General features: G+C 31.2%; 9 protein-coding genes. 4 read left to right on the top strand and 5 right to left on the bottom strand.

Annotation, left to right across the window (positions count from 1 at the left end; translation table 11 throughout):
- Positions 1–26 precede the first annotated feature (26 nt).
- Positions 27–2,468 carry a bifunctional aspartate kinase/homoserine dehydrogenase I gene (thrA, locus tag JAO71_RS14900; RefSeq protein WP_116822580.1) on the bottom strand — a complete coding sequence of 814 codons (2,442 nt, stop codon included), beginning with the start codon at positions 2,466–2,468 and terminating at the stop codon, positions 27–29.
- Between the two features lie 225 nt (positions 2,469–2,693).
- On the opposite strand from thrA, the gene JAO71_RS14895 reads away from it, so the two are divergent.
- A complete protein-coding gene (locus JAO71_RS14895) occupies positions 2,694–4,250 on the top strand; it encodes an NAD(P)H-hydrate dehydratase (RefSeq protein ID WP_116822581.1) in 1,557 nt (518 codons plus the stop codon).
- Positions 4,251–4,319: 69 nt separating this feature from the next.
- Here the strand turns inward: JAO71_RS14895 and JAO71_RS14890 are convergent, their stop codons facing one another.
- Entirely contained in the window at positions 4,320–5,372 is a 1,053-nt protein-coding gene (locus JAO71_RS14890) for a TlpA family protein disulfide reductase (RefSeq protein WP_203001588.1), read from the bottom strand.
- Positions 5,373–5,500: 128 nt separating this feature from the next.
- Between JAO71_RS14890 and hutH the strand changes: the two genes are divergently transcribed.
- Positions 5,501–7,009 carry a histidine ammonia-lyase gene (hutH, locus tag JAO71_RS14885; protein ID WP_203001586.1) on the top strand — a complete coding sequence of 503 codons (1,509 nt, stop codon included), beginning with the start codon at positions 5,501–5,503 and terminating at the stop codon, positions 7,007–7,009.
- Here the strand turns inward: hutH and JAO71_RS14880 are convergent.
- Both JAO71_RS14880 and JAO71_RS14875 read right to left on the bottom strand, forming a co-directional pair.
- A complete protein-coding gene (locus tag JAO71_RS14880) occupies positions 7,001–7,381 on the bottom strand; it encodes a hypothetical protein (RefSeq protein ID WP_116822584.1) in 381 nt (126 codons plus the stop codon). The two genes, hutH and JAO71_RS14880, sit on opposite strands and share 9 nt — an antisense overlap.
- Positions 7,382–7,804: 423 nt before the next feature.
- Complete coding sequence (locus tag JAO71_RS14875) at positions 7,805–10,360, bottom strand: ATP-dependent Clp protease ATP-binding subunit (RefSeq protein ID WP_203001584.1); 2,556 nt, start codon at positions 10,358–10,360, stop codon at positions 7,805–7,807.
- 259 nt (positions 10,361–10,619) lie between these two features.
- Here JAO71_RS14875 and gyrA point away from each other — a divergent pair, with 259 nt between their 5' ends.
- Both gyrA and JAO71_RS14865 read left to right on the top strand, forming a co-directional pair.
- Positions 10,620–13,172: a DNA gyrase subunit A gene (gene gyrA, locus JAO71_RS14870; protein WP_203001582.1), complete on the top strand. Its 2,553-nt coding sequence runs from the start codon at positions 10,620–10,622 to the stop codon at positions 13,170–13,172.
- Between the two features lie 31 nt (positions 13,173–13,203).
- A complete protein-coding gene (locus JAO71_RS14865; protein ID WP_203001580.1) occupies positions 13,204–14,427 on the top strand; it encodes a tetratricopeptide repeat protein in 1,224 nt (407 codons plus the stop codon).
- 54 nt (positions 14,428–14,481) lie between these two features.
- On the opposite strand, the gene JAO71_RS14860 is transcribed toward JAO71_RS14865, so the two are convergent.
- Positions 14,482–15,231 (bottom strand): C40 family peptidase, encoded by a 750-nt coding sequence (locus JAO71_RS14860; RefSeq protein ID WP_203001578.1) that lies wholly within the window; start codon positions 15,229–15,231, stop codon positions 14,482–14,484.
- Positions 15,232–15,236: the final 5 nt, after the last annotated feature.

Genomic DNA, 15,236 nt, shown 5'->3' with positions numbered 1-15,236 from the left:
AATTATTTTAAAATATATAAAAGAGTTTATTTATTTGCTATTCTAATTATGTCAGCAAATAGTCCTGAGGCAGTTACATCTGCTCCAGCTCCAGCACCTTTAACAATTAAAGGCTGTTCTGGATAACGTTGTGTATAAAACATTACAATATTATCTTTTCCTTCTAAATTATAAAATGGATGTCCTTCTGGTATTTGTTGTAAGCCTACTTTGGCTTTACCATTTTTATATTCGGCTACATATTTTAATTGGCAATTATTAGCTTTTGCGTCTGCGTATAGTTTTTGAAAATGTGGTTCTTCTTCAATTAATGTGTCGTAAAAATTATCAACTGAAGTACTTTCTAAATTAGATTTAGTTAAAAATGAGTCGTTAACAATATCTTCAATTTCCATAGGTATTCCGTTTTCTCTAGCTAAAATTAAAATTTTTCTAGCCACATCAATTCCGCTTAAATCAATTCGAGGATCAGGTTCTGTATAGCCTTCAAATTGAGCTTGTTTTACAGTATCATGAAAATTCTTTTTATCACTAAAATTATTAAACACAAAATTTAAACTTCCTGATAAAACTGCTTGAATACTTATAACTTTGTCTCCAGAAGCGACAAGATTATTAAGAGTGTTGATAATTGGTAGACCTGCACCAACATTAGTTTCGTATAAAAATGAGGCGTTATATTTTAATGATAAATCTTGTAAATTTTTGTAATTGGCATATTTGTCTGAACATGCAATTTTGTTGCATGCTACAACAGCAACACTTTGTTTTAAATAATTTTCATAGACAGCAGCAACATCTTTGTCTGCAGTGACGTCAACAAAAATGCTGTTTCTTAAATTTAGCTCGATAACTTTTTGATAAAAGCCTTCAATACTAGATTTATCAGCATGATGAAATTGAGAAGCCCAATTATTTAAATCAATACCTTTAGGATTGAATATCATTTTTCGGGAATTAGCCATTCCAACAATTTTGACGTCTAATTTTAGGTTTTTCTTTAAAAAGTTGTGTTGTTGATGGATTTGGTCTATTAGTTTTTCTCCAACATTACCAATTCCTGTTATAAACACGTTAAGTTGTTTTGTGTTTACTTCAAAAAAGCGCTCATGCAAGCTGTTTAAAGCTTTACTGACATCGTTATTGTTAATTACTGCAGAAATATTTTTTTCTGAAGCACCTTGAGCAATAGCTCTTACATTAATATTGTTTTTTCCTAAAGTGCTAAATAACTTACCACTAATGCCTTGATGACTTTTCATGTTATCACCAATTAAGGCAATTATAGATAAGCCTTTTTCAACAATAATAGGGTTAATTTTGTGTAATGAAATTTCGTTTTCAAAGGTGTTGTTAATTGCCAATTCTGCAGTTTCGGCATTACCTTCATCAATACCAAAACAGATGGAATGCTCTGATGAGGCTTGTGTGATAAATATGATGTTTATTTTTTCGCTAGCTAAAGTTTCAAATAAGCGTTTAGAAAAACCTGGTATACCAACCATTCCGCTTCCTTCTAAAGTAAAAAGTGCAACTTTGTCTATATGACTAATTCCTTTTACAGTAAGATCGCTACCATTATTTTGATTAGAAATTACAGTTCCGTTAGCTTCTGGATGTAATGTATTTTTTATATGTATTGGGATAGCTAAATTTAAAACAGGCTGTACTGTTGGAGGATACAATACTTTAGCTCCAAAGTGAGACAGCTCCATAGCTTCTTGATAAGACAAGTTGTTAATTGGGTACGCTTGTTTAACCAATTTTGGATTTGTTGTGTACATACCACTAACATCTGTCCAGATTTCTAATTGTTCAACTTTCAAGGCAGCAGCAATAATTGCAGCAGTAAAATCTGATCCACCACGACCTAAAGTCGTGATTTCTCCTAAATGAGATTTAGATACAAATCCAGGTAAAATGGTAACTTGTTGCGTTGCCTGGTTAAAATAATCAATAATGTTTTTATTAGTCACATCGTAAATAACTTCTGCTTTTGTAAAGTTTGAGTTAGTCACAATTAATTCTTGACTATTTTTTATAATAGTATTTAAACCCATGTTTTCCATGGTTTTTGCTATGATAAAAGACGATAGTAACTCACCAAAACTTACAAGTTTATCAGAGGTTTTTGGAGATAATTCGTTAATTAAAAAAATTCCGTTTAAAAGTTGTTCTAAATCCTCAAACTTTGTGTCAACTTCCTTTTTTATAGTCGTTGAGTCTGGTGTTAATTCTTCTATAACTTTATAATGAATTGTTTTTATTTTATCAAAAACAGTTTTATATTTTTTGTCTTTTTGTTTGGCTAAAGCACCAGCTTCTAATAGCTTATCAGTAATACCACCAACAGCTGAAACCACACAGACTAAAGGATTAGACAAAGATTCCTTTTGTAATATATCTATAACTTTTTTAATGTTCTGAGCCGAACCTACAGAGGTTCCTCCAAATTTTAATACTTTCATTGTAATATTTTTAGTTGTGACTTGTAGTTGTTAAAAACTACCTAAACGGAAGGAATATATATAGCTTAACCCAAAAGGGTAATAATAAAAAATGATGTGAAAATGGTTTGTCTTTTTTTCATTTTATGCGTCTATACCTATCAAATGTATTACTTTTACTGTTATCAAAAAAACAAAAGGTCGATTTTTACGACATTGTCAATTAATAGCCAATAAATTATTAAAATGAAAATATTTTCGAAAGCACAAATTTATGAAGGAGACGCGTTAACCTCTAAAAAACAAGGAATTACTTCTACAGATTTAATGGAGCGTGCAGGTACACAAATATTTAATTGGCTACATATGCGTTTGCAAGGTGCTCAAGTACCCATTCATGTGTTTTGCGGAATTGGTAATAATGGAGGAGACGGTTTGGTTGTAGCTAGGCACTTAATTACCCATGGATACAATGTTAAAACTTATATTGTAAACCATAGTACAACACGATCTAAAGATTTTTTAAATAATTACGAGCGTATTAAAAATACTACTAAAGATTGGCCTGTATTATTAAATGATGCTAGTGAGTTACCAGCTATTAACGAAAAGGACATTATAGTAGATGCTATTTTTGGTATTGGTTTAAACAGACCTGTTGATGGATGGATTAAACAATTTTTTAATTATTTTAGATCTACAAAAGCCTTTGTATTATCAATAGATATACCTTCTGGTTTGGCAACAGACAAAGCGCCAAAAGATCCAGAAAGTGTTGTTAATGCAGGATATACATTAAGTTTTCAAACGCCAAAATTAGCTTTCTTTTTACCAGAAACAGCTAAATATACTGTACAATGGGAAGTTTTAGATATTGGTATTGATCCGGAATATTTATACACAACACCAACAGAAGCTGAACTAATTGGTAAAAATGAAGTCTTGCCAATTTATCAACCACGTCAAAAATACAGTCATAAAGGGACCTTTGGACACGCATTAATTATAGGAGGAAGTTATGGTAAAATTGGAGCTGTAACTTTAGCTAGTCGAGGAGCATTGACAATAGGAGCAGGAAAAGTTACTGCTTACACACCAAAATGTGGTTATTTGCCTTTACAAATTGGTTTTCCTGAAGCAATGGTAATTACAGATAAAGACGAAGAAAAAATCACCTCTATAGATTTTAATATTTCACCAAACGTTATCGCATTTGGAGTAGGTGTAGGTTCAGATAAGCAAACCATTACTGCTTTTGAAGTGTTTTTAAAGACTAATAAAACAGTGTTAGTTATTGATGCAGATGGACTTAATATTTTATCTAAAAAGAAATCATTATTAAAATTATTGCCAGAAAACACTGTTTTAACTCCACATCCAAAAGAACTGGAACGTTTGATAGGTCAATGGGAAGATGATTTTGATAAATTAGAAAAAACAAAAGCATTTTCTAAACAGTATAAATGTATTGTTGTTATCAAAGGCGCAAACACAATAACCGTTTTTGGAGATAAGTTTTATGTAAATACAACAGGGAATCCTGGTTTAGCAACAGCAGGAACAGGAGATGTTTTAACTGGTATAATCACAGGTTTAATAGCACAAAGTTATGACGCTTTAGCTGCTACAATTTTTGGTGTGTATTTACATGGGAAATCTGCAGATGTTTTAATTGAAAATTTAGGCTATCAAAGTTTTATAGCTAGTCATATAATTGAAGGAATTCCGTTGGCTTATCTAGATTTATTTAAGCAACCAGAACAGCCTAAAATTGAAGATGAAGCTAATGATGATAAGAAATAAGAATAACTAAGGTGTAAAAAAAGCGAACTTTAAAGTTCGCTTTTTTTATGAATATATTTTTGTTGTTTCTTAGATTCCAAAAGAACTAAAATACTCGTTTATTTTAGAGTATGATGGTCTTGGTGCATCAGGATTAACAATGTTTCCTTCAGGTCCAATTAAAATAAATCTTGGAATAGAGTTAATTTTATAACCAGTTACAAAATCAGATTGAAATGCGTTATCAGCAAATAACTGAATTCCACTCATGTTTTTCTCAGCAATCATTTTTCTCCATCCTTCTTTAGAAAGTTCAAAAGATTCTTCTTTACTTGCTGCTCTGTAACCTCTACCATTATCTGTAGAAATACTTACAAAAGCTATGTTTTTACCTTCATACTCTTTTTCAAGTTTTTGTAAAGCTGGTATTTCACCTATACAAGGTCCACACCATGTAGCCCAAACATCTATATAAACATATTTACCTTTTAAATCAGATAATGATGTTGTGCCACCTTCATAATTTTCATAATTTTCAAAAGTAGGAGATGGTGTTCCTGCAGGTAATTGTTTTTTAAGGTTAATTCCTCCTAAAACAAATGCTTTTAAACTTTTAAGCATTGGCTCGGTTTGTGCTTTAGCTTGTGCAATAAGCGTTGAGTCTACAGCTTTGTTTTTGTCATAAAAAGCAAACATTTCATCTTTAACACTAGTCATTTTAGTGTCTAAACCTTTTTCGTCAAGATTTTTTAATACTTCAATATCGATTAAATCTTCTTCAAATTTAAATTTTTCAACTAAAAATACAGAGCTTTCAGATCCTTTACCAGAAAAACTAACACTTTCGCGTACGTTTTCTCCATTAAGATTCATTGTAATATCAGCATCATTTTTAAGAAATACATTAGTTTGGTCTTTACCGTCATAAACTCCATAAACACCAGCTTTTACTTTTAGTGTGTCACTAAATGTTCCGTCTTCATTAACTATAATGGTTTTTTTAAAGTCTCTTCCTTGGTATATAAATAAAGAATCACTGTTTTTGTTTTCTACCTTACCAGATAAAGTAGCATAATCTTTAGGTGCTTCTTTTTTGCAAGCAACAATAGATAAAGCTGCTACGCAAACTAATAGTTTTTTCATTGTAATAATTTTAGTTTAAACCCAAAAATATATAGAATAATTATGTAAGTAAAGTTTTTTTTTAATTATTAACAATTACTTGCATATTATTATAGTAATGATGACTTTTGAATAGACAAAACTAACACATGATTACATCGCATATTATTTCTTCTAAGCCATTAGATTTAGCTACCATACAAGCTATTATTTTAGAACAAAAAACTTTAGAATTATCTGAAGAATCAATAAATAAAATAAAAGAATGTAGAGTTTATTTAAATGAAAAGCTAAAGTCAGAAACACGACCAATTTATGGAATTAATACTGGTTTTGGATCGTTATATAATGTAAAAATTAATAACGAAAATTTAACTAAGTTACAAGAAAATTTAGTGATGTCTCATGCATGTGGTACAGGAGATTTAGTGCCAGAATCTGTTGTAAAACTAATGTTGTTATTAAAAATACAATCGCTTAGTTATGGACATTCTGGAGTACAATTACAAACCGTACAGCGCTTAATAGCTTTTTATAATAATAATATTTTACCATTAGTTTATACGCAAGGCTCATTAGGTGCATCAGGAGATTTGGCTCCTTTGGCGCATTTGTCTTTACCATTAATTGGTAAAGGGAAGGTGCAGTATAATGGAAACATTGTAGAAGCAGAAGTAGTTTTAAAACAATACAATTGGCAGCCAATAACCTTACAGTCTAAAGAAGGATTGGCTTTATTAAACGGAACACAATTTATGACTGCTTATGGTACAGCTTTATTGTTAAAAGCGTATAAATTATCATATTTAGCAGATTTAATTGGTAGTGTGTCTATTGAAGCTTTTGATGGTAGAATTGAGCCTTTTAATGCTTTAATTCATATGGTTAGACCTCATAACGGACAACTAAAAACAGCTCAACGGGTTAATGATTTTTTGGAAGGTAGTCAAATAATTACTCAGCAAAAACAACATGTACAAGACCCTTATAGTTTTAGATGTATACCACAAGTACATGGAGCAACTAAGGATACTTTAGCATTTGTAGAAAAAACGTTTACAACCGAAATTAATTCGGTTACTGATAATCCTAATATTTTTGCTTCTGAAGATGAAATCATATCTGGAGGAAATTTTCACGGTCAACCTTTAGCTTTAGCTTTGGATTATTTGAAAATTGCTATGGCAGAATTAGGTAATATTTCTGAAAGAAGAGTGTTTCAGTTAGTTTCAGGACTTAGGGGTTTGCCAGCATTTTTGGTAGATAATCCAGGTTTAAATTCTGGTTTTATGATTCCGCAGTACACGGCAGCCAGTATAGTTAGTGCTAATAAACAATTGGCAACTCCTGCATCTGTAGATTCAATTGTTTCTAGTAATGGACAGGAAGATCATGTTAGTATGGGAGCCAATGCAGCAACGCAAGCTTATACTTTAATTAATAATGTAGAGCGTGTTTTGGCTATAGAATTATTTAATGCGTCTCAAGCTTTGGCCTTTAGAGCACCTTTAAAGTCTAGTGAGTTTATTGAACAATTTTTGTTAAGCTATAGAGTGGTGGTGCCTTTTATAAAAGAAGATGAAGTTTTGCATGATGACATACAAGCGTCTATTGAATTTATTCAAACTATTGGAATTGATTCAAGCGAATTATTTTAGTTTAATTTGATTTTTTAGAATTTGGTTTGCCCAAGTCGTAGCCTCTTCTAGTTTTGAGAAAATTTCAAAAGGTTTGTTTAAAAATAATCTTTCAATTTCTGCATTTCTAGCAGCTAATGTATTAGACACTACAGCAAAACCAACTAAGCTTTTAACTTTAGAAACATCAGAATATACTATTGTGTCTACTGAGTATGAATGGATGCGATTAGAAATATAAACATGAGGTCTATCTCCAAAAACATCTAAAACAAACTTTATGATTTGGGTAGCATGTTTTTTATTCATGTGTACACCTTCATTAATTTCTGAAATAATAACATTATCAGAAACTAAAAGAGTACAGAATGATAATTTAGTTTTTGTATACATTAAAATTTTTAGTTTAAAAACAACTTATATAATATACGTGTTTTTTTTGAAGATGCAAATATACTTAAAAAGGTAATTACTAAAATAGTTTTTGTTGTGAAAATATCAGCTAACTGTTTAAAAGTCAAATTTTTAAATTGACAATTCAAAGGTGTCTTTAATCGTTTTAATACGAATTATTTAATTATTTAATCTAATTTTAATGATTTCAATTTGTTTTTGCTCCAAATAATAGCATCTTCTAATTTTATAAAATTAATTTTCCACACTTAAATTATCTATTGTTTAAGCAATCATTATGTGTTTTTTATTTATATCATACAAAGGATGGTTTAATAGGCTTATTCATAATTGTTTAGGCAGCTATTTAATAAAAAAAGCCCATAACATTAGTTATGGGCTTTGAAATTTATTAGATATAAATTATGATTCAGTAGATTTTTCAGCTTTTTCAATATCAATAGTAATTTCTTCAGTATTACTATCTAAATCCATAATTATTTTATCACCTTCTTTTAGTTTGGCAGTAATTATTTCTTCAGCTAAAGCATCTTCAATATACTTTTGGATTGCACGTTTTAATGGACGTGCTCCATATTGTTTATCAAAACCTTTTTCAGCGATGTAATCCTTTGCTGGATCTGTTAAGGTTAATGTGTAACCTAAACCATCAATTCTTTTTAATAGTTTTTCTAATTCTATATCAATAATTTTATTAATGTCTTCTTTTTCAAGTGCATTAAATACAATAACATCATCAATACGGTTTAAAAATTCTGGTGCGAATGATTTTTTAAGAGCATTTTCAATGACACTTCTTGCATTAGCGTCTTCTTGAGATTTTTGAGAGGCAGTACCAAAACCAATTCCTGTTCCAAAATCTTTAAGTTTTCTAGCTCCAATGTTAGAAGTCATTATAATAATGGTATTTCTAAAATCTATTTTACGACCTAAACTATCTGTTAAATAGCCATCATCCAATACTTGTAATAACATGTTGAAAACATCAGGATGCGCTTTTTCTATTTCATCTAAAAGTATAACAGCATAAGGCTTACGTCTAACTTTTTCTGTTAATTGTCCACCTTCTTCATAACCTACGTATCCTGGAGGTGCACCAATTAATCTAGATATAGCAAATTTTTCCATGTATTCACTCATGTCTATTCTAACCATAGCTTCTTCACTATCAAATAATTGTTTTGATAACACTTTAGCTAATTGGGTTTTACCAACACCTGTTTGCCCTAAAAAGATAAACGAACCAATTGGTTTGTTTGGATCTTTAAGTCCAGCACGATTACGCTGAATGGCTTTGACAACTTTGGCAACAGCTTCATCTTGACCTATAACTTTACCTTTAATTAATTCAGGTAATTGAGCCAACTTATTACTTTCGGTTTGTGCAATACGGTTAACAGGTACACCTGTCATCATAGATATAACGTCAGCAACATTGTCTTCTGTAACAGTTTCTTTATGTTGTTTGGTGTCTTCTTCCCATTTTTCTTGAGCAACTGCTAATTCTTTTTCAAGACGTTTTTCGTCATCACGTAGTCTTGCAGCTTCTTCGTATTTTTGTTTTTTAACTACCGAATTTTTAGTTTCTCTAACTTCTTCAAGTTTTTTCTCTAATTCAATAATCTGTTTTGGTACGTCAATATTAGTAATGTGTACACGTGATCCAGCTTCGTCTAAAGCATCAATAGCTTTGTCTGGTAAAAAGCGCTCAGTCATATAACGGTTAGTTAATTTAACACAAGCTTCAATTGCTTCATCTGTATATTCTACATTATGGTGCTCTTCATATTTACCTTTAATATTGTTTAGTATTTCAATAGTTTCTTCTACAGTTGTAGGCTCTACTATAACTTTCTGGAAACGACGCTCTAAAGCACCATCTTTTTCGATGTATTGTCTATACTCATCAAGGGTTGTAGCACCAATACATTGTATTTCGCCTCTAGCTAAAGCAGGCTTAAACATGTTGGAAGCATCAAGGCTTCCGGTTGCTCCACCAGCTCCAACAATAGTATGAATTTCGTCTATAAATAAAATGACATCATCATTTTTTTCAAGTTCATTCATTACAGCTTTCATGCGTTCTTCAAACTGTCCTCTGTATTTGGTTCCTGCAACAAGACTAGCTAAATCTAAAGTAACGACACGTTTATTAAATAAAATACGTGAGACTTTACGTTTAACAATCCTGTTAGCTAAACCTTCTGCAATTGCAGATTTACCAACACCAGGTTCACCAATAAGTAATGGGTTGTTCTTTTTACGTCTAGAAAGTATTTGAGAGACACGCTCAATTTCTTTTTCTCGTCCTACTACAGGGTCTAATTTACCTTCTTCAGCCATTGCTGTAAGGTCGCGTCCAAAATTATCTAAAACAGGTGTTTTAGATTTCTTGTTGCCTTTAGCGCCTGGAGTGTTAAATATGTCTTTAGAACCAGAGTCTTCAGAAGGAGAGTCGTCTTGAAAAGACTCGGCTTTTGGAGCTCCAGTAATATCTTCAAAGTTATCGTCGTTTGTTATCATTGACTTAAATTGTTCTTTAACGTTATCATAATCTACTTTTAGCCTATTTAAAAGCTTGGTTGTAGGGTCGTTTTCGTTTCTTAAAATACATAATAATAAATGTGCAGTATTAATTGATGTACTTTGAAACAGTTTTGCTTCCAGAAAAGTTGTTTTTAACGCACGTTCTGCCTGACGTGTTAAGTGTAAGTTTTTCTTTTCGTTAGAAGTTATTGTGGTATTAGGATTTGCAGGACTTAATATTTCTACTTTTCGTCTTAAGTGATTTAAATCAATATCTAACGAGTTTAAAATATTAATAGCTTTTCCGTTTCCGTCTCTTAATAAACCAAGCATTAAGTGTTCTGTGCCTATAAAGTCATGTCCTAAGCGTAATGCTTCCTCTTTGCTATAAGCAATAACATCTTTAACTCTTGGTGAAAAATTGTCATCCATATATTTGTTCCTTTCAGCTTTAAAAATAGTAAACATAATTAGTAATGGCAAAAACTATACCTTAAATAATATGTTAATTGTTTGAAGATTGAAAGTACGTATAATTTAAAAATAAACTACAATTATCTTATTAATTAAAATAGATATTTAAATTGTTAATAAAAACGTTAAAAAAGAGACTTAAAACACTTATCATTACTAATGAAAGTTTTATATTAGCGTGTTTTGAAATAATGAATAATATTAATTAAAAATATATATGGCAGAAGGAGAAAAACTCATTCCAATTAACATTGAAGACGAAATGAAATCGGCTTACATTGATTATTCAATGTCAGTCATTGTGTCACGTGCATTACCAGACGTAAGAGATGGTTTAAAACCAGTACACAGACGTGTATTATATGGAATGCATGAATTAGGTGTTAGAGCCAGTTCTGCGCACAAAAAGTCTGCAAGAATAGTTGGAGAGGTTTTAGGTAAGTATCATCCACATGGTGATACCTCAGTATATGATACTATGGTACGTATGGCTCAAGAATGGAGTTTACGTTACATGTTAGTAGATGGTCAAGGTAACTTTGGATCTGTTGATGGAGATAGTCCTGCAGCAATGCGTTATACAGAAGCACGTATGCGTAAGATATCTGAAGACATGTTGGCAGATATTGATAAAGAAACTGTAGATCATAAATTAAACTTTGATGATACGTTAGAAGAACCTACCGTTTTACCAACACGTATTCCTGGTTTATTAATTAATGGAGCCTCAGGTATTGCTGTAGGTATGGCTACTAATATGCCACCACATAACTTATCAGAAGTTGTAGATGGTACAATAGCTTATATTGATAATCCTGATATCGAAATAGACGAAATTATAACACATATTAAAGCTCCAGATTTTCCTACAGGAGGAACTATATATGGTTATGATGGTGTCAAAGAAGCATTTCATACTGGTAGAGGACGTATTGTTATGCGTGCCAAAGCTAACATTGAAGAAGTTCAAGGTCGTGAATGTATTATAGTAGATGAGATTCCTTATCAAGTCAATAAAGCAGACATGATTAAAAAGACTGCAGACTTAATTAATGACAAAAAGTTAGAAGGGATTTCTACTATTCGTGATGAGTCAGATAGAAATGGTATGCGTATTGTTTACGTTTTAAAACGCGATGCAATACCAAATATTGTACTAAATAAGTTGTACAAATACACAGCTTTACAATCTTCTTTTAGTGTTAATAATATTGCATTGGTTAATGGTAAGCCACAATTACTTAATGTAAAAGAGCTAATTCATTATTTTGTTGAACACAGACATGATGTTGTAGTAAGACGTACTAAATATGAATTAAGAAAGGCTGAAGAAAGAGCACATATCTTAGAAGGATTAATTATTGCATCAGATAATATAGATGAAGTAATTGCGCTTATTAGAGCGTCTTCTAATGCAGATGAAGCTCGTACTAAATTAATAGAGCGTTTCAAGTTATCTGAAATACAAGCTAAAGCAATTGTCGAAATGCGTCTACGTCAATTAACAGGACTAGAGCAAGACAAATTACGTAGTGAGTATGAAGAAATCATGAAAACCATTGAAGACCTTAAAGATATCCTTGATAAAAAGGAACGCAGAATGCAAATCATTAAGGACGAGTTACTTGTTGTAAAAGATAAGTATGGTGATGAGCGTAGATCTACAATTGAATATGCAGGAGGAGATTTAAGTATTGAAGATATGATTCCTGATGAGCAAGTTGTTATTACCATCTCTCATGCTGGATATATTAAACGTACTTCTTTAACAGAATATAAAACACAAAATAGAGGAGGAGTAGGGCAAAAAGCATCTACAACTAGAAATGAAGATTTCTTAGAACATTTATTTGTTGGAACCAATCACCAATATATGTTGTTCTTTACTCAAAAAGGAAAATGTTTTTGGATGCGTGTTTATGAAATTCCAGAAGGAAGTAAAACGTCAAAAGGTAGAGCAATTCAAAATCTTATAAACATTGAGCAAGATGACAAAGTAATGGCATTTATATGTACTCAAGATTTAAAAGATGAAGAGTATATTAATAGTCATTATGTCATAATGGCAACTAAAAAAGGTCAAGTTAAAAAGACTGCCTTAGAACAATATTCTAGACCAAGAACTAATGGTATTAACGCCATCACTATTAAAGAGGATGACGAATTACTAGAAGCTAAATTAACGACTGGTAATAGTCAGATTATGATAGCCCTTAAATCTGGTAAGGCTATCAGGTTTGAGGAAGCTAAAACTAGACCAATGGGTAGAAATGCTTCAGGTGTAAGAGGTATTACTTTAGCACACGTTGAAGATGAAGCTATCGGAATGGTAATAGTAGAAAATCCACAAGAAGAAACTGTTTTAGTAGTTTCTGAAAATGGGTATGGTAAACGTACGTATATTGATGATCCAGAAGATGGTGAGGCAGTATACAGAATTACTAACAGAGGAGGAAAAGGTGTTAAAACCATTTCAATATCTGAAAAAACAGGAGGGTTAGTATCTATTAAAACAGTAACAGACACTGATGACCTTATGATTATTAATAAATCAGGAATTGCAATACGTATGGCTGTTGAAAGCTTACGTACAATGGGAAGAGCTACACAAGGAGTTAAATTGATTAACTTAAAGGGTAAAGATTCTATTGCAGCTGTTGCAAAAGTGATGAAAGATGAAGATGAGGATATAGAAAATCCGTCAGATGACCTTGAAAACACTGCCAATTTAGAAGATGGCACGACTATTGATAATTCTGAAGAAGAATAACCTTAACAAATTATATTAAAAAAAGTAAACAATGAAAAAACAATTAATACTTGCTGTAGCATTACTTGTAACTGTATTTTCTTTTGGGCAGAAAAAGGAAATTAAGGCTTTAGAAAAAGCTGTAAAAAACAATAATTATGCTGAAGCTAAAGCTTTAGTAGGTCAGCTAGAGTCTATGGAAAGTGCTATGGACAGTAAGTTAAAAAACAAATATAACTTAGCTGCAGCAAAAGCATATTTTGCCAATGGAGCTAACACAACCGCTGATTTAGAGAAAGTTTCTAAGTATTTAGAGTATTTTGATGAAAATGAAACACCATTAGTTGAAGATTTCAAACGTACAATTGAAAATGATTTAATAACTAAAGCAAACGACTTTTATACAGCTAAACAGTATGGAAAAGCTGCTTTAGCTTTTGAGAATTTGTATAATGTAAATAAAACTGAAGAAAACTATTTATACTATGCAGCTTCTAGTGCTTTAAATGACCAAGATATGGATGGCGCTTTAAAATATTATTTAAAGTTAAATGATTTGGGTTATACAGGTGTTGAAACACAGTATTTTGCAATTAATAAAGCTAGTGGTCAAGAAGAAATTTTTAATAAAGCAACAAGAGATAGCTATGTTAAAATAGGGACTCATATTAGTCCTGGAGAAAGAACAACCGAGTCTAAAGCTGGAGAAATTACTAAAAATATAGCTTTAATTTATGCTGGTAAAGGTGAAGATGATAAAGCTTTAGCTGCAATGAAAAAAGCTAGAGAAGCTAATCCGGAAGATTCTAATTTAATAGTTACGGAAGCTAACTTACAATATAAATTAGGTAACACTGAAAAGTACCAAGAGTTAATTAGTTTAGCTTTACAAAGAGATCCAAACAATGCTGATTTACTTTATAACTTAGCTGTATTATCTAATGATTCTGGAGATAAAGTAAAAGCTAAAGAATATTACCTTAAATCTTTGAAGTTAAACCCAGAAAACACTAACACACTAACTAATTTAGCAGCTTTAGTATTAAGTGAAGAGCAGTCTATTATAGATCAAATGAACGGTTTAGGTACATCTGCTGCTGACAATAGAAAATATGACGAGCTAAAAGACAAGCGTACTAATTTATATAAAGAAGCAATTCCTTATTTAGAAAAAGTATTAGCAATTAATCCTGAAAACCCTGATGTTAAATCAACATTAGCAAGTATTTATAGTGCTATTGGAGAAGATGCAAAAGCAAAAGCTTTAAGAGATTAGGAAATTAATCGATTTCTCATAAAAAAAGCCTTCATTTAAATGAAGGCTTTTTTATTATATAATCTTTTTAATGACTCTAAGTTTATGTGTGTGTAGTCGCTTATCAACGTTGTAAATACCTGTATGGTCTAATCTGTCAATTCGTACTTTACCATGTGCGTGAATAATGTAATTATCTTGCATGATAATGCCAACGTGTGTGATATTTCCTTCATTATTATCAAAGAAGGCTAAATCACCAGGTTCACTTTCTTCTATAAAACTTAAAGCTTCACCCTGAGTGGCTTGCTGTGAGGCATCACGTAGTAACTTGTACCCATTTAATTTATAGACCATTTGTGTAAATCCACTACAATCTATGCCAAAAGGAGTTTTTCCTCCCCAAAGATATGGGGTGTTTAAATATTTAAAAGCGGTAGTAATTAATTCATTTTTAGGTAATTCATTTTCAACAAAAACCCCTTCAAAAGTATGTTTTAATAATTCTAAACCATTTAAAGAAGATCCTAAAACTATAGTGTTTAATTGATCTTTATTATCTTGTATAAATTCAACTAAATCTGTGGATAACTTTAAAGTATTATTATTTAGATCTTTGTATTGTTCTTCAGTAATTTCAAGATATTGCTTATTATCAATCCAGCCTTCATATTTGTCAAAAGCTAATCTTATTTTGCTCCATTGCTTGCGTTGCTCTAAAACTTTGAAGGTGTCTCCATATAATACTTGCGAGACTAATTCGCTTGTATCAGAAGTCTCAAGTCTTAAAGGAACAATACTTAAATTACAAATTCCGAATTGCATTATTA

This window comes from Olleya sediminilitoris, assembly GCF_016785945.1.
Lineage (GTDB): Bacteria > Bacteroidota > Bacteroidia > Flavobacteriales > Flavobacteriaceae > Olleya > Olleya sediminilitoris.
This window is presented reverse-complemented; position numbering and strand designations above follow the sequence as displayed.